At 71.7% G+C, this 19,329-nt stretch carries 15 protein-coding genes; 7 read left to right on the plus strand and 8 right to left on the minus strand.

Features of this window, described 5'->3' with window-relative positions; all coding sequences use genetic code 11:
• The gene (locus ACIRD8_RS06410; protein ID WP_403986951.1) at positions 1-627 is read right to left on the minus strand and encodes a DinB family protein; all 627 of its coding nucleotides are present in this window, start codon (positions 625-627) and stop codon (positions 1-3) included.
• Positions 628-779: 152 nt separating this feature from the next.
• Between ACIRD8_RS06410 and ACIRD8_RS06415 the strand changes: the two genes are divergently transcribed.
• The gene (locus tag ACIRD8_RS06415; RefSeq protein ID WP_403986954.1) at positions 780-2,354 is read left to right on the plus strand and encodes a phytoene desaturase family protein; all 1,575 of its coding nucleotides are present in this window, start codon (positions 780-782) and stop codon (positions 2,352-2,354) included.
• Between the two features lie 9 nt (positions 2,355-2,363).
• On the opposite strand, the gene ACIRD8_RS06420 is transcribed toward ACIRD8_RS06415, so the two are convergent.
• Both ACIRD8_RS06420 and ACIRD8_RS06425 read right to left on the minus strand, forming a co-directional pair.
• Positions 2,364-3,338, minus strand: a complete 975-nt coding sequence (locus tag ACIRD8_RS06420; protein ID WP_403986957.1) for an acetylxylan esterase — start codon at positions 3,336-3,338, stop codon at positions 2,364-2,366.
• Between the two features lie 4 nt (positions 3,339-3,342).
• Positions 3,343-3,648, minus strand: coding sequence for a polysaccharide lyase beta-sandwich domain-containing protein (locus tag ACIRD8_RS06425; RefSeq protein ID WP_403986960.1), 306 nt, complete (start codon positions 3,646-3,648; stop codon positions 3,343-3,345).
• A 3-nt stretch (positions 3,649-3,651) separates the two neighbouring features.
• On the opposite strand from ACIRD8_RS06425, the gene ACIRD8_RS06430 reads away from it, so the two are divergent.
• Positions 3,652-4,635 (plus strand): LacI family DNA-binding transcriptional regulator, encoded by a 984-nt coding sequence (locus tag ACIRD8_RS06430; protein ID WP_403986963.1) that lies wholly within the window; start codon positions 3,652-3,654, stop codon positions 4,633-4,635.
• A gap of 193 nt (positions 4,636-4,828) precedes the next feature.
• Here the strand turns inward: ACIRD8_RS06430 and ACIRD8_RS06435 are convergent, their stop codons facing one another.
• The 3 genes from ACIRD8_RS06435 to ACIRD8_RS06445 form a co-directional block, all read right to left on the minus strand.
• The gene (locus ACIRD8_RS06435; protein ID WP_403986966.1) at positions 4,829-6,235 is read right to left on the minus strand and encodes an endo-1,4-beta-xylanase; all 1,407 of its coding nucleotides are present in this window, start codon (positions 6,233-6,235) and stop codon (positions 4,829-4,831) included.
• A gap of 465 nt (positions 6,236-6,700) precedes the next feature.
• Positions 6,701-7,345: an SIMPL domain-containing protein gene (locus ACIRD8_RS06440; protein WP_403986969.1), complete on the minus strand. Its 645-nt coding sequence runs from the start codon at positions 7,343-7,345 to the stop codon at positions 6,701-6,703.
• A 121-nt stretch (positions 7,346-7,466) separates the two neighbouring features.
• The gene (locus ACIRD8_RS06445; protein ID WP_403986972.1) at positions 7,467-9,329 is read right to left on the minus strand and encodes a serine hydrolase; all 1,863 of its coding nucleotides are present in this window, start codon (positions 9,327-9,329) and stop codon (positions 7,467-7,469) included.
• A 266-nt stretch (positions 9,330-9,595) separates the two neighbouring features.
• Between ACIRD8_RS06445 and ACIRD8_RS06450 the strand changes: the two genes are divergently transcribed.
• From ACIRD8_RS06450 to ACIRD8_RS06460, 3 genes are all read left to right on the plus strand, one after another.
• Positions 9,596-11,155: an acyl-CoA synthetase gene (locus tag ACIRD8_RS06450; RefSeq protein WP_403986975.1), complete on the plus strand. Its 1,560-nt coding sequence runs from the start codon at positions 9,596-9,598 to the stop codon at positions 11,153-11,155.
• Between the two features lie 316 nt (positions 11,156-11,471).
• Positions 11,472-11,975, plus strand: coding sequence for a sortase (locus ACIRD8_RS06455; RefSeq protein WP_403986977.1), 504 nt, complete (start codon positions 11,472-11,474; stop codon positions 11,973-11,975).
• A gap of 102 nt (positions 11,976-12,077) precedes the next feature.
• On the plus strand, positions 12,078-13,091 hold the full coding sequence (locus tag ACIRD8_RS06460) for a class F sortase (RefSeq protein WP_403986979.1): 1,014 nt from the start codon (positions 12,078-12,080) through the stop codon (positions 13,089-13,091).
• Positions 13,092-13,146: 55 nt separating this feature from the next.
• On the opposite strand, the gene paaK is transcribed toward ACIRD8_RS06460, so the two are convergent.
• Entirely contained in the window at positions 13,147-14,436 is a 1,290-nt protein-coding gene (gene paaK / locus ACIRD8_RS06465; protein ID WP_403986982.1) for a phenylacetate--CoA ligase PaaK, read from the minus strand.
• A gap of 294 nt (positions 14,437-14,730) precedes the next feature.
• Between paaK and ACIRD8_RS06470 the strand changes: the two genes are divergently transcribed.
• Positions 14,731-16,251, plus strand: a complete 1,521-nt coding sequence (locus ACIRD8_RS06470) for an alpha/beta fold hydrolase (protein ID WP_403986985.1) — start codon at positions 14,731-14,733, stop codon at positions 16,249-16,251.
• 50 nt (positions 16,252-16,301) lie between these two features.
• On the opposite strand, the gene ACIRD8_RS06475 is transcribed toward ACIRD8_RS06470, so the two are convergent.
• Positions 16,302-17,936 (minus strand): FAD-dependent oxidoreductase, encoded by a 1,635-nt coding sequence (locus ACIRD8_RS06475; RefSeq protein ID WP_403986988.1) that lies wholly within the window; start codon positions 17,934-17,936, stop codon positions 16,302-16,304.
• 270 nt (positions 17,937-18,206) lie between these two features.
• Here ACIRD8_RS06475 and ACIRD8_RS06480 point away from each other — a divergent pair, with 270 nt between their 5' ends.
• Positions 18,207-19,325, plus strand: coding sequence for a SchA/CurD-like domain-containing protein (locus tag ACIRD8_RS06480; protein WP_403986991.1), 1,119 nt, complete (start codon positions 18,207-18,209; stop codon positions 19,323-19,325).
• Positions 19,326-19,329: the final 4 nt, after the last annotated feature.

The raw sequence follows: 19,329 nt of genomic DNA on the forward strand, positions 1-19,329 counted from the left end.
TCAGGCCAGGCCGGCCCGTACGCGGTAGAGGTCGCGCAGCAGCGCGATCTCCGCACCGTGGTGCAGCACCTCCTGGTTGACCCACCACACGGTCTCCAGGAAGAGGTCCTCCGGGTCGCTGCCGTGCGGGTAGGAGCTGTACCCGACCGTGTCGAGCGCCGCGTCGTCGGTGCCGAGCAGCGCCGCACGCCACGCGTCCGCCGAGGCGCCGAAGTCCGCGAGGGCCCCCGCCGCGTCACCCACCGGGCGGTAGTCGTCCCGGGTGAGGCTGTGGCTGCCCGCCGTGTGGTCGGCACGCAGCGTCAGCAGCTCGCTGAGGTGGCTCAGACGCCACGCGAGGGTGGTGAAGGGCGGCGGCGAAGGATGCGGATGCGGCGCCGTGTCACGTCCCCAGTCGCCCGTGCCCGTCAGGGCGGTCGCACCCGGCCCGGGCCCCGTGTCGCGGCGGCGGACCGACCAGCAGCCCGGCACCGGCTCCCACAGGTACTCCTCGTCGGTCAGCGGGGGAACCTCCACGTCCGTACCGCTGCCGCTGTCCACGAACGGGCCCGCGAGCCGGCCCGTGAGCCGCTCGCGCGCCAGGTCGAACTGGTCGAGCAGCGGGATCAGACGGGCGGGTGCGTTCATCGGTTCTCCATGGTCAGGCGCGGGAAGACGCGGTCCGGGGGAGCACCCTGCCACACGGGCCGCCGGGCCCCCACCGGATTTCCGGCGCCCCGTCCCCGCGCCACGAGCCGCGACCCCTGTCCAGAGACGATCATCCCGTGTTACGAAGGGGCATGCCCGCAGACGAGACGTCCTCACCCGGTGCCCCCACGCACGCCGCCTACGACACGGTGATCGTCGGCGGCGGCCACAACGGCCTGGTCGCCGCCGCCTATCTGGCCCGTGCCGGGCAGTCCGTGCTCGTCCTGGAGCGCCTCGGCAGCACCGGCGGAGCCGCCGTGTCGACCCGCCCCTTCGAGGGGATCGACGCCCGGCTCTCCCGCTACTCCTACCTCGTCTCGCTCCTCCCGCAGAAGATCGTCCGCGAGCTCGGCCTCGACTTCGCCGTACGCAAGCGCACCGTCTCCTCGTACACCCCCGTGGTGCGCGGCGGCCGGCCCACCGGGCTGCTCGTCGGCGGCGACGGCACCCGGGAGTCCTTCGCCGCGCTCACCGGCGACGGCCGGGAGTACGAGGCCTGGCAGCGGTTCTACGCGATGACGGGCCGGGTCGCCGAGCGGGTGTTCCCGACCCTCACCGAACCCCTGCCGGCCCGCGACGACCTGCGGACGCGCGTGGACGACGCGGACGCCTGGCGCATGCTGTTCGAGGAGCCCATCGGCGTCGCCGTCGAGGAGAACTTCACCGACGACCTCGTCCGCGGAGTCGTGCTCACCGACGCGCTGATCGGCACCTTCGCCGACGCCCACGACCCGTCCCTGCTCCAGAACCGCTGTTTCCTCTACCACGTGATCGGCAACTCCACGGGGGACTGGGACGTCCCGGTCGGCGGCATGGGCGCGCTCACCGACGCCCTGGCCGGCGCGGCCCGGGCGGCGGGCGCCGAGATCCGGGTGCTGCACGAGGCGACGCGCATCGAGACCGACGGCACCCACGCCGAGGTCACCGTCCGCTCACCCGACGGAGAACACCTCGTCGGCGCGCGCCGGGTCCTCGTCAACGCCTCGCCCCAGGCGCTTGCCGCGCTCCTCGGCGAGGAGCCGCCCGCCCCCGCCGAGGGCGCCCAGCTGAAGGTGAACATGCTGCTCACCCGGCTGCCGAGGCTGCGTGACCGCTCCGTCGACCCGCACGAGGCGTTCGCCGGGACCTTCCACATCGCCGAGGGGTACGGGCAACTGGCCACCGCCTACCGCGAGGCCGCGGCCGGACGCCTGCCCGGTGTCCCGCCGTCCGAGATCTACTGCCACTCCCTGACCGACCCGTCGATCCTGGGCCCCGACCTCGCGGCACGCGGCTACCAGACCCTCACCCTGTTCGGCCTGCACACCCCCGCCAGGCTCTTCACGGAGGACAACGAGACGGCGCGCGAAGCCCTGCTCTCGGCGACCCTCGCTCAACTCGACGCCCATCTCGAGGAGCCGCTCACCGACTGCCTGGCGCTCGACGCCGACGGCCGGCCGTGCATCGAGGCGAAGACACCCCTCGACCTGGAGCGCGACCTGAGGCTCCCCGGCGGCCACATCTTCCACCGTGACCTCTCCTTCCCGTACGCCACCGGGGAGACGGGCCGCTGGGGCGTGGAGACCGCCCACGCCAACGTCCTGCTGTGCGGGGCCGGCGCGGTGCGCGGCGGCGGGGTCAGCGGGGTGCCCGGCCACAACGCCGCCATGGCGGTGCTGGGCCGGTGACCGGAACCCCTACTGACCGAGCACCCCCCGCAGCGCCCCGATCTTGCGCGGCAGGTCGTACTCCGCGCCGCCCTCGTGGCCGTTGTACGTGAACACCTCCAGCTCGGCGGGGCCGGCGTACGCGTGGTACGCCGCGAACACCGTCGACGACGGGCAGATCCGGTCCATCAGCCCCACCGAGAACCACGCAGGGGCCGTCGCCCGCGCCGCGAAGTTGACCCCGTCGAAGTAGGAGAGGGTCTCCATCGCCTCCTCGATCCGGAAGCGGTGCCCGGACAGCCAGCGGGCGATCTCCGCGTACGGGCCCGAGTCGGTGATCTGCGAGCCGCGCCGGAAGTGGCAGAGGAACGGCACATCGGCCACGGCCGCCGCCACGTCGTCACGCAGTCCGGCGACCGCGAGCACCAGGCCGCCGCCCTGGCTGCCGCCGAGCACCGCGACCCGCAAGGGATCCACGGCCTCGTGCGCCTTCACCGCGTCGACCGCGCGCACGGCGTCGGTGATGAGCCGCCGGTAGTAGTGCCGGCCGGGGTCCTCGATGCCGCGGGTGAGGAAGCCCGGGGAGGAGGAGCCGTGGCCGTCCGGGCCGAGGTCCGGGGTGTCCGCCGTGTTCTTGCCGCCGCCGCCCTGCCCCCGGTTGTCCATCACCAGATGGGCGTAGCCGAGCGCGCTCCACGTCAGCCAGGAGTACGGGACACCGCGCCCGCCGTTGTACCCGATGTACTGCACCACGGCCGGCAGCGGACCCGAGCGGACGCGCGGCAGCAGCAGCCAGGCCTTCACCGGCTGCCCGCCCCAGCCGTTGAACGTCACGTCGTACACGTCGACGGTCGCGAACCCGGCGTCGTACGGGACGAACTCGGCGTCCAGAGCGTGGCGCTCCGTCTCGGCGAGGGTCTTCTCCCAGAACGCGTCGAAGTCGGCGGGCTCCTCCGGCTCGGGCCGGTACGCGCGCAGCTTCTCCAGGGGCATGTCGAACAGCAAGGGTCTAGCTCCTCTTCAGGGTGAGGTTGAGGGTCGCGCCGTGCAGGCCGGCCGTGTCCGCGGTGATCCTCAGCCCCCGGCCCGTGGCGGTGGCACGGACACCGGGGTCCGCGGCGGCGACCCTGAGGCCGGGCCGGTCGAGGTCGAGCACCACGGAGGACCGCAGCTGCGTCGGATCGGACAGGGCGACCGTGACCGTCCTGCCCTCCGGGCGCACCAGAACCGAGGCGGGGCCGTCGCAGGTCAGCTCCTGCGCGGTGCCGGCACTCCAGAAGTTCGCGGCGAGCAGCCCGTCGGAGGGGCGGCGCACGGCGTGCACCGCCGACGAGCGGGAGACCAGCTCCACCGGAGGCGCCGCCGACCACTGCCGGGTCCGCGCCGCCGAGGCCGTCGGGGCCTGGAGCCAGAATGGGCGCTGGCCAGGGAGCTGGAGGCCATCGCGCTGGCCGAGGGCTATCACGTGCTGCTCTGCAACAGCGAGCGCGACCCCGCCCGGGAGCTGAAGTACGGCGAGGAGCTGCTCGCCGACGGGGTGAGCGGGGTCGTGCTCTGCTCCTCGCTGCCCTCGCTCGACCACATGACGCCCCTGCTGAGCAGGGGGCTCAAGATGGTGGCCTTCGACCGGACGGCGCAGGCGGGGGACCCGTCGTCACTGGCGAGCATCAGTGTGGACAACGCGATGGGGGCCGAGCTCGCCACCCGGCATCTGATCGAACTGGGCCACCGGAAGCTGGCCTTCGTCTCCGGCTCCGTCCACAGCGTGAACCGGCGTGAGCGGTTGCGGGGCTTCCGTTCGGCCCTGGAGGCGGCGGGGATCGATCCGGCCCGGGCGATCGTCTGGCCCGGTGCGGACACCACCGAGTTCGGTGACAAGGACGCGGCGGAGCTGGGCCGGAACGCGGCCAGGGAACTGCTCACCCGGCCGGACCCGCCCACCGGTTTCGTCGCGATCAACGACATGTGCGCGATCGGCATCTGCCGGGGCGCCAGGGACGCCGGGCGCGGTGCGGGCCGGGACGTCTCGGTGGTCGGCTTCGACGACATCCTGCTCGCCGACCTCTTCGAGCCGCCTCTCACCACGGTCCGCCAGCCGCTTCCGGAGATGGCCGCAGAGACGTTCCAGCAGTTGCGGGCCCGGATCGACTTCGCCCCCGCCGCCGGACGGTCCCTGCTGATCAGACCCCGGCTGGTGGTACGCGAATCGACGGCACCGGCACCGGAGGGAGCCGGCGTCCCGGCCGGGTCCACCGCTTCGGCACTCGCCGCCACCGGGACAGGCGGCCCCACCCCTGGCTGACCGCACCGACAACGCTCCGCCCCGCCCGGTCGGCCGACGGGGAAGGGCGGAGCGCTGCGGTAGGACGGGGCGGCGAGTGCGGGCTCGACATGCCCCGTCCTGTCCGGCCGGACCGGACGGAGGGGGGTGCGGGCCTTGCCGCGCCCGGTACCGGCCGGGGCCCTCCTGGCGACAAGGAGGGGGTCCGGGGCTGTCAGGACGCGGTGCAGGCTCCGACGACGGGTGCCGAGGTACTGCCGTTCGTCGTGACGGTGAACCCGAAGCTCGTCGAGGCGCCGGCCGCCAGGGTTCCGTTCCAGGAGGGCTTGACCGTCATTACCTCGCCCGACGTGGTGGGTGTGCCGTTCCAGACGGCCGAGACCTTCTGCGGCGACGGAACGGTCACCGGAACCGTCCAGGTGGTGATGCCCGAACCGCCGGCCTTGACGGTCACCTCGCCGTTGTACCCGCCGTTCCAGGTCGAGGTCCGGGTGTACGTCGCCGTGCAGGCACCGGTGCCGCCGCCGTCCTCACCGCCGTCCTCACCGCCCCCGTCGTCACCGCCCCCGTCGGACCCGCCGAGCGCGGCGAGCACCGCGTCGTAGGCCGGCTTCTTGTTGTAGTCGCCGTCGAAGAGCAGCGGGGTGCCGCTGCTGCGCCACGAGTACTTGTCCGTGACACCCCAGACGGTCAGGCCGGTGCAGCGCGTGACGGCCAGGCAGGCGTTCACCACCTTGGTGTAGTTCGCGGCCTGGGCCGACCCTGAGCCCTCGATGTCCAGCTCGGTGATCTGCACATCGACACCGAGATCGGCGAAGCGCTGCAGGTTGGCCTGGTAGTCGGAGGGGACGGGCGAGTTGCTGTTGAAGTGCGACTGGAAGCCCACGCAGTCGATCGGGACACCGCGCTGCTTGAAGTCCTTCACCATGTCGTAGACAGCGTTGGACTTCGCGTTCTGACCGTCGGTGTTGTAGTCGTTGTAGCAGAGCTTGGCATCGGCATCGACCGTACGGGCCGTGCGGAAGGCCTCCTCGATGAACCCGTTGCCGAGCTTGTCCTGGAACGGCGAACTGCGCCGGGCCCCGCTGCTGCCGTCCTGGTACGCCTCGTTCACCACGTCCCACGAGTGGATCTTGCCCTTGTAGTGGGTCATCACCTGGGTGATGTGGTTGTTCATGGCCGAGCGGAGGTCGGTGGCGCCCAGGCCGCTCACCCAGCCGGGGAGCTGCGAGTGCCACACGAGGGTGTGGCCCCTGACCTTCATCCCCTTGCTCTGCGCGTGGCTGACGATCTGGTCGGCCGCCGAGAAGCTGAACGAGTTGCGGGAGCTCTCGACGGCGTCCCACTTCATCTCGTTCTCGGGGGTCACCGAGCCGAACTGGGCGTCCAGCGTCGACGCGTACGCCGCCTCACCGAGGTGGTTGGCGGCCACCGCCGTGCCGAAGTAGCGGCCCTTCGCGGCCGCGGCGTCGCCGAGCGCACCGGCGGCCTGGGCATTGCCGGCGAGCGCGACGACACCGGCTGCGGCAAGGACGCCCGCGGTGACGAGGGACAGAGCCCGTCTGCCACGGGCCGGCCGGTGCGGGTGGGCGGGGGCGCCGCCGGGGAGAATCTGGACCATCACGTTTCCAGCCTCTTCTTCCGGTTGTCGGGCGTGTCGAACCGGACGCCCGGACAGGGGGATTCGGACCGTTCGAGGTGCTGTTCAGCCGCCGGCGGACGCACGGGACGGGCGTCGGGCGGCAGAGGGAAGAGCTGCGGAACAAGGGGAGCGAGGGAGAGTATGCGCTTCACGGGAAGTCACGTCAACGCCGCATTTCCGAAACATTTCCGAGTGAACTGCCGCTCATTTGAGAGGAGTTGACGACCTGGCCTGCGGGTAAGGGTGCTGTGCGGGATCGTTCGGGACTCACTTCGCGAGGAGCCCGGTAATGGAGCTCGGGCGTGACGAAAGTCGTTCATGTGAGTGGGCGAAAGTTTCGAATCGGTTCGAGGCTGGGAGTACGCACTGGACGGAGGCGCGAAAAGACGGAGCGCGGACCCCCTCGGGAGGCCCGCGCCCGTCGTCGCGCCGTGGCGCGTACCGTTAGCCGCCGATGAGCGAGAGGCCGAGAACGACCCCCGCCGACACGGTCACCTTGCCGGGCGTCAGATCGCCCTCCCCGCCACCGCTCTGGTGGCTGCTGTGGCTGCGGTAGTTCTGCACCTGTTCGGCGTCCACGTCCTTGATGTGGATGACCGGCCCCAGCTGCGCACCGGCCGCCTCCGCGTACAGAGCGGCCTTCTCCCGCGCCGCCGCCACGGCCGCCGTGCGGGCACGGGCGCGCAGTTCCCTCTTCGTGCGCACGTCGAACTCGACGCCCTTGACCTCGTTGGCCCCGGCCTCCACGACGTCGATGAGGACCGTCTCCAGGGTGTCCAGCTCACGCAGTTCGATCACGAACGAGGCCGTGCACTCGTAACCGAGGAACTTGCGCTCATTTCCGTAGCTCCACTGCGACGACAGGTTCAGCCTCGACGTGGACACGGCGGCCTCCGGCACCTCGTGCCCGCGCAGGACCTCCCGGATCGCGTTCACCCCGCTCCGGGTGGCGGCGAACGCCTCGCCCGGTTTGTTCCTGGTCTGCGATATCGCGACGCGGAGGCGTGCCAGGTCGGGTGCGGCGTCCACGCTCGCCGCCCCGAACACCGACACGCCCCACGGGCTTTCTATGGACTGGGTTCCGTTCATGCCGGCCATCCAACCAGCCGGACCCGCTCGGTCGGAGGAAACGGCCGGAGGAAGCGGCCGGAGGAATCAGCGGAAGGAAACAGCCGGAGGAATCAGTCGGCGGACTCAGCCGGAGGAATCATCAGTCGGAGGAAACGGCCCACCCCGTCGCCTCGATGCGCCCGGCGTCACGCGGCCTGCTGTCGTCGAAGAGCGTACGGCCGGCGTCCTCGACCCGGACACCGTCCACGTACACCCCTCGCCCGACGTACAACTGGTCGGTGACGTAGCGCCAGCGGAGCCGTACCTCGGTGCCCCGCCAGGTCTTCAGGTCCGCCTCCAGCCGGTGCCAGACGCGCCCCGACCAGCCCGAGACCGAGCCGTCCGGGTGCGGCGTCGAGTCCCTGGGCCGGTCACCCTGCGTCGGTACGGTGGTGAAGGGCACGGGCCGCCATGTCGCCCCGGAGTCCGACGAAGCCTCCAGTCGCAGGACGTCCGAGGCCGGCTCGGTGTCCCACCACAAGGCGCAGCTCAGTGACGGGCGCGAGGACACCGGGCGCAGCGCGGGCAGCGTGAGCGTCGCGGTGGAGGCGCTGGCCATGCCGGAGAACCAGGCGGTACGGCCGCGGGCCGGGCGGACGGGCACCGCGCGCGCCATCCGGTTGGCCGTCGCGACCCGCGGAGCGCTGCCCGAACGCCATGTGCGTACGGGATGGACCGAGTTGCCGAGAACGATCAGGAACGAGTCCGTGGTCGGATCGAGGACCAGGCTCGTCCCGGTGAACCCCGTGTGGCCCGCGGTGCGCGGCGTGGCCATCGCGCCCATGTACCAGTGCTGGTAGAGCTCGAAGCCCAGGCCGTGCTCATCTCCGGGGAACGCGGTGTTGAAGTCGGTGAACAGCAGCTCCACGGACTTCTCGGACAGGATCCGGGCCGAGCCGTAGCTCCCGCCGTTGAGCAGCGTGCGGGCCAGCACGGCCAGGTCCCAGGCGCAGGAGAAGACGCCCGCGTGACCGGCGACCCCGCCCAGGCTGTACGCGTTCTCGTCGTGGACCTCGCCCCACACCAGCCCGCGCTCCAGCCCCGACCAGGGCAGCCGGGCGTCCTCGGTGGCCGCGATCTTCGGCTTCCAGGAGGCGGGCGGGTTGTACCGGGTGCGGTGCATCCCGAGTGGAGCGGTGATCTCCTCGCGGAGCAGGGCGTCCTGGGTGCGGCCGGTGATCTTCTCCAGGATCAGCTGGAGCGAGATCAGGTTGAGGTCGGAGTAGAGATACGCCGTACCGGGAGCCGAGGCCGGAACCTCGTCCCAGAGCAGGCGCAGCTTCCCCTCGCGGGTCGGCTCCTTGTAGAGCGGGATCCAGGCCCGGAAGCCCGAGGTGTGCGTGAGCAGCTGACGGACCGTGATGTCCTGCTTGCCGCCGCCGGCGAAATCGGGGAGGTAGGACGCGACCGGAGCCTCCAGCTCCAGTGCGCCCCGCTCGATCTGCTGCACGGCGAGGATCGAGGTGAACAGCTTCGACACCGAGGCCAGGTCGAAGACCGTGTCCTCGGCCATCGCGATCTGCTGGTCCGGCGGAAACTCCACCCCGGTGTCGGTCGTCTCGTCGTACGCCGCATAGCGCACGGCGTGGCCGATCGGCCGGTGCAGGGCCACGGTGCCGCCACGGCCCGTCAGCAGGACCGCCCCCGCGTACCAGGGGTGCGCGGGGGAGTCGGCGAGGTACTTCTCCGCGTCGGTGACGAGCAGGTCGAGCTGGTCCTGCAGCAGCCCGGCACGTGTGGCCGACCCTCGGCGCAGAGTCGGTCCGCCCCGCCCTGATCCCATACCCGTCCCGGTTCCCGATGCTGTGCCGCCGAGCGGCTCCGCTCCCCGCTCGGCGCCGGCTGCCGCTCCCGCCGCACCCGCGAAGGGAATCGGACCGAGGGCGAACGCTCCGCCCAGAGCCAGTATCCCGCCGCCCAGCCTCCGACGGCTCATTCCCCGTCCCGACACGTCCCCGGCCATCCGGAACCCCTTCCCCTCATGTCGAAAGCACCCGAGTGAAAGTAACTTTCGAAATCTCGTACGGTGATGAAACTTCCTGCCGAAGCAGAGGTTACTGTCACCGCCGCCGCCCGTGGGGGCCCGCGCAGGACAAAGAATCTGAGGAACCGTCAGCTGATGGCGCGGCCCCGGTGCGCGGTGCGTGACGCCTGCAGGGCGGGCGGTCCGGGCCGACACGGTTGCACCGGACTCTTGACCCCCGGCGACCCGCCGCCCAGGATCACGCCATGACAGGTGTACGCAGCAGCACAGTGGACGGCGTCCTGACGCGCAGCGCACGGCGCACCCCCGGGCGCACCGCCGTACGGTACGCCGAGCGGTCCTGGACCTACGCCGCCCTGGACGAGGCGGTCTCCACTGCGGCCGCCGTGCTGACTGGCGCACACGGCCTGCGCCCCGGCGACCGGGTGGCCTCCTACGCACACAACTCGGACGCGTACCTGATCGCCTATCTGGCCTGCGCCCGAGCCGGACTGATCCATGTGCCGGTCAATCAGAACCTCACCGGCGAGGACCTGGAGTACATCCTCCGGCAGTCCGGCAGCGCACTGGTCCTCACCGACCCCGGACTCGCCCCGCGCGTCCCGGCGGGCCACGCCGTGCAGCCGCTGCGCGACGCGCCGGACTCGCTCCTCGGTGAGCTGGCCACCCCGCGCCCCTTCACCTCCGAACGCGAACCCGGCGCCGAAGACCTGGTCCAGCTGCTCTACACCTCCGGCACGACCGCCCAGCCCAAGGGCGCGATGATGACGCACGGCGCGCTGGTCCACGAGTACGTCAGTGCCGTCACCGCCCTCGACCTGCGCGCCGGCGACCGGCCGGTGCACTCGCTGCCCCTCTACCACTCCGCGCAGATGCATGTGTTCCTGCTTCCGTACCTCGCGGTGGGCGCCGAGAACACCATCCTCGACTCCCCGGACGCCGGCCGGATCTTCGACCTGGTCGAAGCGGGCCAGGCGGACAGCCTCTTCGCACCTCCCACGGTCTGGATCGGCCTCGCCAACCACCCGGAGTTCGCGACCCGTGAGCTCGGAGCCCTGCGCAAGGCCTACTACGGCGCGTCGATCATGCCCGTGCCCGTCCTTGAACGGCTGCGCGAACGACTGCCGGAGCTGGCGTTCTACAACTGCTTCGGCCAGAGCGAGATCGGCCCCCTGGCCACCGTCCTCGGACCCGAGGAGCACGAAGGGCGGATGGACTCCTGCGGGCGGCCCGTGCTCTTCGTCGAGGCGAAGGTGGTCGACGAGGACGGCAAGGAGGTGCCCGACGGCACGGCGGGCGAAGTGGTCTACCGGTCCCCCCAGCTGTGCAAGGGGTACTGGGACAAACCGGAGGAGAGTGCGGAGGCCTTCCGCGACGGCTGGTTCCACTCCGGCGACCTCGCCGTACGCGACGCGGAGGGCTACTTCACGGTCGTCGACCGGGTGAAGGACGTCATCAACTCGGGAGGCGTGCTGGTCGCCTCCCGGCAGGTGGAGGATGCTCTCTACACGCATCCGGCGGTGGCCGAGGCGGCCGTGGTGGGGCTGCCCGACGCACGCTGGATCGAAGCGGTCACCGCGATCGTGGTGCTCCGCGGCGAGGCCTCGGAATCCGAGCTCATCGAGCACGCCCGCGGGGCACTCGCCCACTTCAAGGCGCCGAAGAGCGTCCTGTTCGTGGGGGAGCTCCCGCGCAACGCCAGCGGAAAGATCCTCAAGCGGGAGCTGCGCGACCGGTTCTCCGCATCCGGGACCGCGGCGGCGGCCAGGCGGACGGCCGCACCGACACCGGATACCCGGGCCTGAGCCAGTTCCGGGCCCGTCCCCACCCCGTCCCCGTCCCGTCCCCGTTCCGGGCCGCGGGCGTCCGCTTGCCGCGCGAGGTGGCGGCGACCGGCTTAGTCCGTTCGCCGTCATGGGGTGTGATCCCTCCTCAGCTCCTGCGCGGGAACAGGTGACCTGCGGAAACGGGCGCCCGGGCGGCGAGGCGCCGGGACCGGCCGGGTGACAGGGGCGGCTGAGTCGTGTTGCGCAGGTGACGGACTGTCGGTTGCCTCGACAACGGAGCACAGCAGAGGTGCCGCGCAGACCGGCCGGACCCGGCTCCCGTTGGAGGATCCACATGCGCAACACACGCATCGGTGCGGGTATCTGTCTGGCCGTAGGTTCTCTCGCTCTCGCGGCCCCGGCCGCGGTGGCGGCGGCCGACCCGTCCGGTGAACAGACCATTCGCATCACCCCGGCGGAGGCCTCGCCGGGCTCACAGGTCACCGTCAGCACCAGAGCCTGCGGCAAGGAGACCTACGGCAAGGGCACGTCCGAGGCAGGAGGGGCCTTCCACCTGTTCGCGGGCGACCGGGCGGGCGTACTCGTCGGCGTCTTCGACATCCCGCCGGGCACCGGGCGGGACATCGACACCGTCACCGTGAAGTGCCCGCCGCGGACCAAGATCACGGACACCTACCGGATCGTCGACCGCGCCCCCACCGGCGGGGTCGACGCAGGATTCGGCACACCCACCGACCAGGGAACGCAGCTTGCCGCGGGCAGCGCGCTGCTCGCCGCGGCGGTGGCCGGGGGAGTGTTCCGCATGCGCCGCCGGACCGCCGCGGCGGCGGGCTCCTGACTGTACGACTCATGTCCTCGGGCCCGGGCGGGCACGGACGCCGTCCCCGTCCGGACCCGAGGACACTCCCTTCCCACCCGCTGCGAGGCAGAGGCACACGCGATGGAATCCGGGCGCACCACCAGCACGCCACCCTCGTCGTTCCCGGCGGTCAAGCACCTCGTCTGGGCCCTGGTGGCGGGCACAGCGCTGGTGATCAGCGGCTTGCGCGACGACAGGCCACCCCAGCCGCCCGCCGCCGGAAGCGCAGCTTCTGCACCCGCGCCGGCCGCCGGAACGGCAGCCCCCGTGCCGCCTGCCACCACCGCCCCCGCATCGCCCGCGGTCACGGCTCCGGGTGCGCCCGCTGCCCGGCTCTCGGGCCCTGCGTGGCCTCCCGTCCATCTGCCCGAGGCTCCCGTCCACCTGCTCGGGGAGCGTTCGGTCCTCGAACCGCCCTCCTATGCGCGCCGGCCGTCCACGCCTCCGGCGTCCCTGTCCCTGCTGCCCTTCCGCCCGGCCCCGCCGGCCCCGCTGCGGGCCGCCCCCGCCCTTGCCCCGACGAGCCCGCCGGACCGTGCCCCGGCCGCTCCTGCAGGCTCGCCCTCCACCGCTCCGGCACCCGGCCGCACCCCCTCCTCCCGTCCCGCCGTGCAGCCGCTCCCGCCCTCCATGCCGCTCCCGCCCTCCATGCCGCTCCGGCTGCGGATCCCGGCCATCACGGTGGACGCGCCCATGATGAAGCTCGCTCTGAACGCCGCCGGGGCTCTCGCTCCTCCGCCCGACAACAACCCCGTACTCGCCGGCTGGTACGCGGGCGGCACCGTGCCCGGAGCCGTGGGCACCGCCGTCGCGGCCGGGCACGTAGACACCAGCGTCGGGCCCGGTGTCTTCCACGAGCTGGGGTCCGTGCGCAAGGGCGCCACCGTCGAAATCGTCCGGGCCGACGGGCGCACGGCCGTGTTCACGGTCTACGCAGTGGGGGTCTACGACAAGGCCGACTTCCCGGACGAGAAGGTCTACGGTCCCTCCGCCCGGCCCGAACTGCGCGTGATCACCTGTGGTGGTGCGTACGACAAGAAGTCGGGCTACCAGGACAACGTCGTGCTCTTCGCGGCCATGACCGCTTCACGATGATGACCCACGGCCCCGCCGCGCCCGAGGCCGGCTCGGCTCCCTCGTTCGGCCTCCCTCAGTCGGCCTCCCTCAGGTCGACGATCCGCTTGATCTTGCCGACCGACCGCTCCAGGGTCTCCGGATCGACGATCTCGACCCCGACGCTCACGCCGACCCCGTCCTTCACGGCCGCCGCGATGGACCGGGCGGCCGACTCGCGCTCGGCCGTCGAGGCACCGGCTCGTGCCTCCGCCCGTACGGTCAGCGCGTCCATCCGCCCCTGCCGCGTCAGCCGCAGCTGGAAGTGCGGGGCCACCCCCGGGGTACGCAGCACGATCTCCTCGATCTGTGTGGGGAAGAGATTCACCCCGCGCAGGATCACCATGTCGTCACTGCGCCCGGTGATCTTCTCCATCCGGCGGAAGACACGCGCCGTGCCCGGCAGAAGCCGCGTCAGATCACGGGTCCGGTAGCGGATCACCGGCATGGCCTCCTTGGTGAGAGAGGTGAAGACCAGCTCGCCCTCCTCGCCGTCCGGCAGGACCTCACCGGTGAACGGGTCGACGACCTCCGGATAGAAGTGGTCCTCCCAGATGTGCAGCCCGTCCTTGGTCTCCACGCACTCCTGCGCCACACCCGGGCCCATCACCTCCGACAGCCCGTATATGTCGACGGCGTCGATGGCGAACCGCTCCTCGATCTCCCCGCGCATCTGCTCGGTCCACGGCTCGGCGCCGAAGATCCCGACCTTCAGCGACGTCGACCGGGGGTCCACCCCCTGGCGCTCGAACTCGTCCAGGAGGGTCAGCATGTACGAGGGCGTGATCATGATGATCTCGGGCCGGAAGTCCTGGATCAGCTGCACCTGGCGCGCGGTCATGCCCCCGGACGCCGGAATGACGGTGCACCCGAGCCGCTCCGCCCCGTAGTGCGCTCCGAGCCCGCCGGTGAACAGCCCGTACCCGTAGGCCACATGGGCCTTGTGGCCCGGCCGCCCGCCCGCCGCCCTGATCGACCGCGCGACCACGTCCGCCCATGTGTCCAGGTCCCGCTCGGTGTACCCGACCACCGTCGGCCGGCCGGTCGTGCCGCTGGAGGCATGGATCCGCCGCACCCGGTCCTCGGGAACCGCGAACATCCCGAACGGGTAGTTGTCGCGCAGGTCGGCCTTGACGGTGAACGGGAAGCGGGAGAGATCGGCGAGCGAGCGGCAGTCCTCGGGGCGCAGCCCCGCCTTGTCGAAGGCCGCGCGGTAGAAACCGACGTTCTCGTAGGCATGCCGCAGCGTGGCCCGGAGCCGCTCCAGCTGCAGTGCTTCGAGCTCGTCGCGGCCGAGCCGCTCGCCGGCGTCAAGCAGCGCGGTCATACGGATCATCCCCTCGCCGAGCGGCGACCGACCATTCGGTCGCCTCCTGGGAGCAGTAATTCAGGAGGCGGGGGGTTCTGGCAAGGGGTGGGGTGAGCCTGTGGACAACTCCTGGTCAGCAGCCCGGACCGGTCCGCCCGGGTGGCCGTCGGGCCGCAGCGCCCGGAACCCCGGGCCCACGGACCCGGCCCCGTCGGGCGGGCGCACGGTTCCTGGCCGGACTCCGCCGTCAGCTGATTCGCTGTGGGCGTACGCACACGCGACGGACCGCCCCGCCCTGTTTGGATGACTGCTATGCCGATCTTCAGCACGTACGACGGAACCGAGCTCGCCTACCACCTGGTGGGCGAGGGCGAACCGCTGATCTGCCTGCCCGGCGGCCCCATGCGGGCGGCCCGGTACTTCGGCGACCTCGGCGGTCTGTCCCGAGTGCGGCAGCTGGTGCTGCTCGACCTGCGGGGCACCGGGGACTCCGCCGTCCCGCAGGACCCGTCGACGTACCGGATCGACCGGCTCGTCGACGACGTCGAGGCGCTCCGCGCGCACCTCGGTCTCGAGCAGGCCGATGTGCTGGGCCACTCCGCCTCCGGTGAACTCGCGGCGCTCTACGCGGCGAAATACCCCCGGCGACTGCGCTCCCTCATCCTCGTCACGCCCGGCACGGGCACCCTGGGCCTTCCCGCCACCGACCAGGACCGGCGCGACGCCGCCGCGCTGCGCGCCCACGAACCCTGGTACGCCGGGGCCAGGGCGGCGCTCGACGAGATCCAGGCCGGACGCGCCACGCCCGAGGCATGGGCAGGGATCCGGCCGTTCATGTACGGGCGCTGGGATTCGGCGGCCCAGGCCCATGCCGCCGAATCCCCCGCGCAGCGGAACGCCCTGGCCGGGTCGCTCTACTACCCGGAGGAGGGTCTCGACACCGAAGCCACGGTCGCCGCACTCCGCGAGCTGCCGGTGCCCGTGCTCGTCCTGGCGGGGGAGTACGACGGCGGCCCCAGCCCCGACCGTGCCGCGGAATTCGCCGCGCTCTTCCCCCACGCGGAGTTCGTCGTCCAGCGGGGCGCCGCCCACTTCCCGTGGATGGACGGCCCCGGTGCCTTCGTCCGCACCGTCGCCGCCTTCCTCGACCCCGACGTCAGGAGCGTGCAGGCGGGCGGGATCCGGCTCGCGTACCGCACCTGGGGTGACCCGTCGGCCCCGCCCGTCGTCCTCGCCCACGGGCGGGGCGGTAGCAGCCTGGACTGGACGGGAATCGCCGAACGGCTCGCGGTCCGCCACCGTGTGTACGCACTCGACTTCCGGGGCCACGGCCTCAGCGACTGGCCGGGCCGCTACTCCTTCGAATTCTTCCGTGACGACCTGCACGCCTTCCTGGAGGCCCGCAATCTGTCCGGCGCCACGGTGATCGGGCACTCGATGGGCGGTGCGGCAGCCCTGCTGCTCGCCGAGCGGCACCCGGCACTGGTCGGGGCCCTGGTCATCGAGGACGCCCCCACCATGCTCCCGCTCGACCCGCCCCGCCCGGCGGCCGAACAGCCCCCGGAGGAGCTCGGCTTCGACTGGCAGGTGGTCCCGTCCATCGACGCACAGTTGAACGCCCCGGACCCGGCCGCACGGGAGTGCCTGGGCGAGATCACCGCCCCGGCACTCGTCGTCGGAGGGACCCGCAGCCACGTCGACCAGGAACAACTGGCCTGGATGGCAAAGCAGATACCCGGAGGACGGTTCGTGTCCGTCGAGGCGGGCCACCTCGTGCACGCCGACAACCCACAGGCGTTCCTCACCGCCCTCAGGTCGTTCGGCGTCGGCTGACGGGCTCGGCGGGCCCCGCACGGGGCCCGCCGTCCCTAGGTCCCGCTGCGTCAGCCGCGGTGGAGCAGGGTCATCATGACCTCGTACAGCGTCGCCTCCGGGTCCGCCGCCGCGCCCACCGAACGCCAGGCCACGAATCCGTCGGGGCGCACCAGAACGGCACCCTCGTCGGAGGTGCCGTGGGAGGCGGCCCAGTCGGCCCCGTCCTCGGGCTCCAGGTCGGCGCCGGGGGCGGAGCCGATCCCGAACGCCTCCAGCGGGACGGACAGACGCTTCGCCACCTGCTGCGCCGCCGCGCGCCAGTCCGGGTACCGGGCATCGCACAGCAGCACGAACGACTTCTCGTAGAGGTCAAGTGTCGACACCCGCCCGCCGTTCCGGCCGAGCCACATGTGCGGTGCGCGTGTGCCGGGTTCGCCGTTCAGACCCATGCCCTCGGGCACGACCGGAAGGCCGGGGTCGACGTCCAGGACGGCGCCCCGCACATAGCGGTAGCCGAGCGCGACCGTGAGCATGCCGCCCTTACGGCCGCCGCCCGGGCCCGGCGAGCCGGCGTACCCCGGGTGGCTGTGCTCCCCCGAACGGGCCGACGCGCGCGCGCTCGTGGCCTTCGCCACCGGAAGACGCTCCGCCTCGTACGTCTCGAGGAGCCCGGGCCCCGCCGCCTCGTCGATCACGGCAGCCAGCTTCCAGGCCAGGTTGTGCGCGTCCTGGATACCGGTGTTCGAACCGAACGCCCCGGTGGGGGACATCTCGTGCGCCGAGTCACCGGCCAGGAAGACCCGGCCGGAACCGTACCGTTCGGCGACCCGCTCGGCGGCGTGCCACGGGGCCTTGCCCGTGATCTCGACGTCCAGGTCCGGAGCCCCGACCGCCCTGCGGATGTGGTCCGCGCACCGCTCGTCGGTGAAGTCCTCCAGTGTCTCGCCCCTGTCCGGCTGCCACGGCGCGTGGAACACCCACTGCTCCTCGTTGTCCACGGGCAGCAGCGCCCCGTCCGCGTCCGGGGCGGTCAGATAGCAGACGATGAAGCGCCGGTCGCCCACCACGGAGGCGAGCCGGCGGGAGCGGAACGTGATGCTCACGTTGTGGAAGAGGTCGCCGGGACCCGTCTGGCCGATGCCCAGCTGTTCCCGGACCGGGCTGCGGGGCCCGTCGGCCGCGACGAGGTAGTCCGCGCGCACCGTGGTGTGCGCCCCGGTCTCCCGGTCCTTGACCACGGCGGTGACGCCGTCCGGGTCCTGCTCGAAGCTGAGCAGCTCGGTGGAGAAGCGCAGCTCGCTGCCCTGCTCCCGCGCATGGGCGACCAGCACGGGCTCCAGGTCGTTCTGGCTGCACAGGCACCAGCCGCTCGGGCTGAACCTGGCGATGCCGCCGCCCGGGTCGATCTCCTTGAACAGCCATTCCTGGTCGTCGCCCGTGAGCGAGCCGGCCTGCAGGATTCCGTGATTGTCCGCCAGGACGGACGCGGCGTCCCTGATCAGCTGCTCCGCACCCGCGGTCCGGAACACCTCCATCGTGCGGACGTTGTTCCCGCGCCCCCGCGGGTGGGTCGAGGTGCTGCTGTGTTTCTCCACCAGCAGGTGACGGACTCCGAGCCGGCTCAGGAAGAGGGAGGTGGACAGGCCCACCAGGGAGCCGCCCACGATGAGGACCGGTACGCGGAGGTCGACGTTCTCGTTCATCAGTTGCTCCAGCTCGGACGCATGACGGATGCAGTGTCCATGCCCTCGCGGAAGACATTCGGCCGGGCTTCGGCCGTCGCCTCACCTGAACGGTTCATAAATCTCGCGCCGCCCGTACCAGCGTTCCACGATCAGTCGCGGGAGCGATGCTCGCGATGCGGGGGAGTTCACGCGCCGGCGGGCAGGGACCTGTGCCGCTTCCACCGAAACCGACGGATGACGGGAGGCCACGGGACGTGGCCGCCGCACCGTCTCGAAGGAGAGCGAAAGATGACAACCCTCTCGGAACGGATATCTCAGTCCGCCTTCGACGGTTCGAGGCTCCGGGTCATACTGCTGCTGGACCTGCACGACGGCGCCCAGAACCAGTTCCTCGAGGCGTACGAGCACATGCGCAACCAGGTGGCCTCGATCCCCGGACACATCAGCGACCAGCTGTGCCAGTCCATCGAGAACCCCTCGCAGTGGCTCATCACCAGCGAATGGGAGAGCGCCCCGCCGTTCCTCGCCTGGGTGAACAGCGAGGAGCACGTGGCGACCGTGCAGCCGCTGCACAGCTGCGTACGCGACACCAGGTCCCTCCGCTTCAGCGTCCTGCGGGAGACCGGCGTCGCTTTCGAGGGCACCCCCGAACCCGCCAAGGGCCGTCTCCAGGCCGCTCCCCGGCTGGGCGACGGCGTCGTGCGGCACGCACTCACCTTCACGGTGAAGCTGGGCACGGAGGAGATGGTCGCGAAGCTTCTCGCCGACTACGACTCGCCGCAGGCCCGCGTCGACGAGAACACCCGGCTGCGCCGCACCTCGCTCTTCATGCACGGAAACCGCGTCGTGCGGGCGGTCGAGGTCGAGGGAGACCTCATGGCCGCGCTCCGTCACGTCTCCCGTCAGCCCGAGGTCAGGGCCGTCGAGGAGGCCATCAACCCCTACCTGGAGCAGGATCGCGACCTCAGCGACCCCGACTCCGCCCGGATGTTCTTCACCAGGGCCGCGCTTCCGACCGTCCACCACGTGAAGGCCGGGCGGCACGCCCCCGAGGACGTCGAGCGGCACTCGCTGTTCTACCAGGCCAAGGAAGGCTGCGGCATGGCACTGGCCAGGCTGCTCGCCGGTCAGGACGAGGAAGCGGCGAACGAGGTGTCGAGCCCGATCGAGAGCAGCACGATCTTCCAGCGCGACGACATCGTCGTGCGGCTCCTCGAAGTGAGCGGCCCGCTCGACGCGCAGCCCACGCAGGCGCTCGGCATCGGCGGCCACCGCAAGGCGGCCATGCTCGGCCGGCTGCTCGACGGCGGTGCGAACGGCCTGCCGACGACCGACCAGGAGGCCGCACGCTTCCTCGCGCAGGCCGAGATGGACCTGATCACCGACCGTCGGGCCGCCGAGTCCTGATGCG

The organism is Streptomyces sp. NPDC102451, assembly GCF_044765485.1.
Taxonomy (GTDB): Bacteria; Actinomycetota; Actinomycetes; order Streptomycetales; family Streptomycetaceae; genus Streptomyces.

Coding starts and splice junctions, on each gene's coding strand:
- ACIRD8_RS06410 (WP_403986951.1), bottom strand. CDS start 627: ATGAACGCACCCGCCCGTCTGATCCCGCTGCTCGACCAGTTCGACCTG.
- ACIRD8_RS06415 (WP_403986954.1), top strand. CDS start 780: ATGCCCGCAGACGAGACGTCCTCACCCGGTGCCCCCACGCACGCCGCC.
- ACIRD8_RS06435 (WP_403986966.1), bottom strand. CDS start 6,235: ATGGTCCAGATTCTCCCCGGCGGCGCCCCCGCCCACCCGCACCGGCCG.
- ACIRD8_RS06440 (WP_403986969.1), bottom strand. CDS start 7,345: ATGAACGGAACCCAGTCCATAGAAAGCCCGTGGGGCGTGTCGGTGTTC.
- ACIRD8_RS06445 (WP_403986972.1), bottom strand. CDS start 9,329: ATGGCCGGGGACGTGTCGGGACGGGGAATGAGCCGTCGGAGGCTGGGC.
- ACIRD8_RS06450 (WP_403986975.1), top strand. CDS start 9,596: ATGACAGGTGTACGCAGCAGCACAGTGGACGGCGTCCTGACGCGCAGC.
- ACIRD8_RS06455 (WP_403986977.1), top strand. CDS start 11,472: ATGCGCAACACACGCATCGGTGCGGGTATCTGTCTGGCCGTAGGTTCT.
- ACIRD8_RS06460 (WP_403986979.1), top strand. CDS start 12,078: ATGGAATCCGGGCGCACCACCAGCACGCCACCCTCGTCGTTCCCGGCG.
- paaK (WP_403986982.1), bottom strand. CDS start 14,436: ATGACCGCGCTGCTTGACGCCGGCGAGCGGCTCGGCCGCGACGAGCTC.
- ACIRD8_RS06470 (WP_403986985.1), top strand. CDS start 14,731: ATGCCGATCTTCAGCACGTACGACGGAACCGAGCTCGCCTACCACCTG.
- ACIRD8_RS06475 (WP_403986988.1), bottom strand. CDS start 17,936: ATGAACGAGAACGTCGACCTCCGCGTACCGGTCCTCATCGTGGGCGGC.
- ACIRD8_RS06480 (WP_403986991.1), top strand. CDS start 18,207: ATGACAACCCTCTCGGAACGGATATCTCAGTCCGCCTTCGACGGTTCG.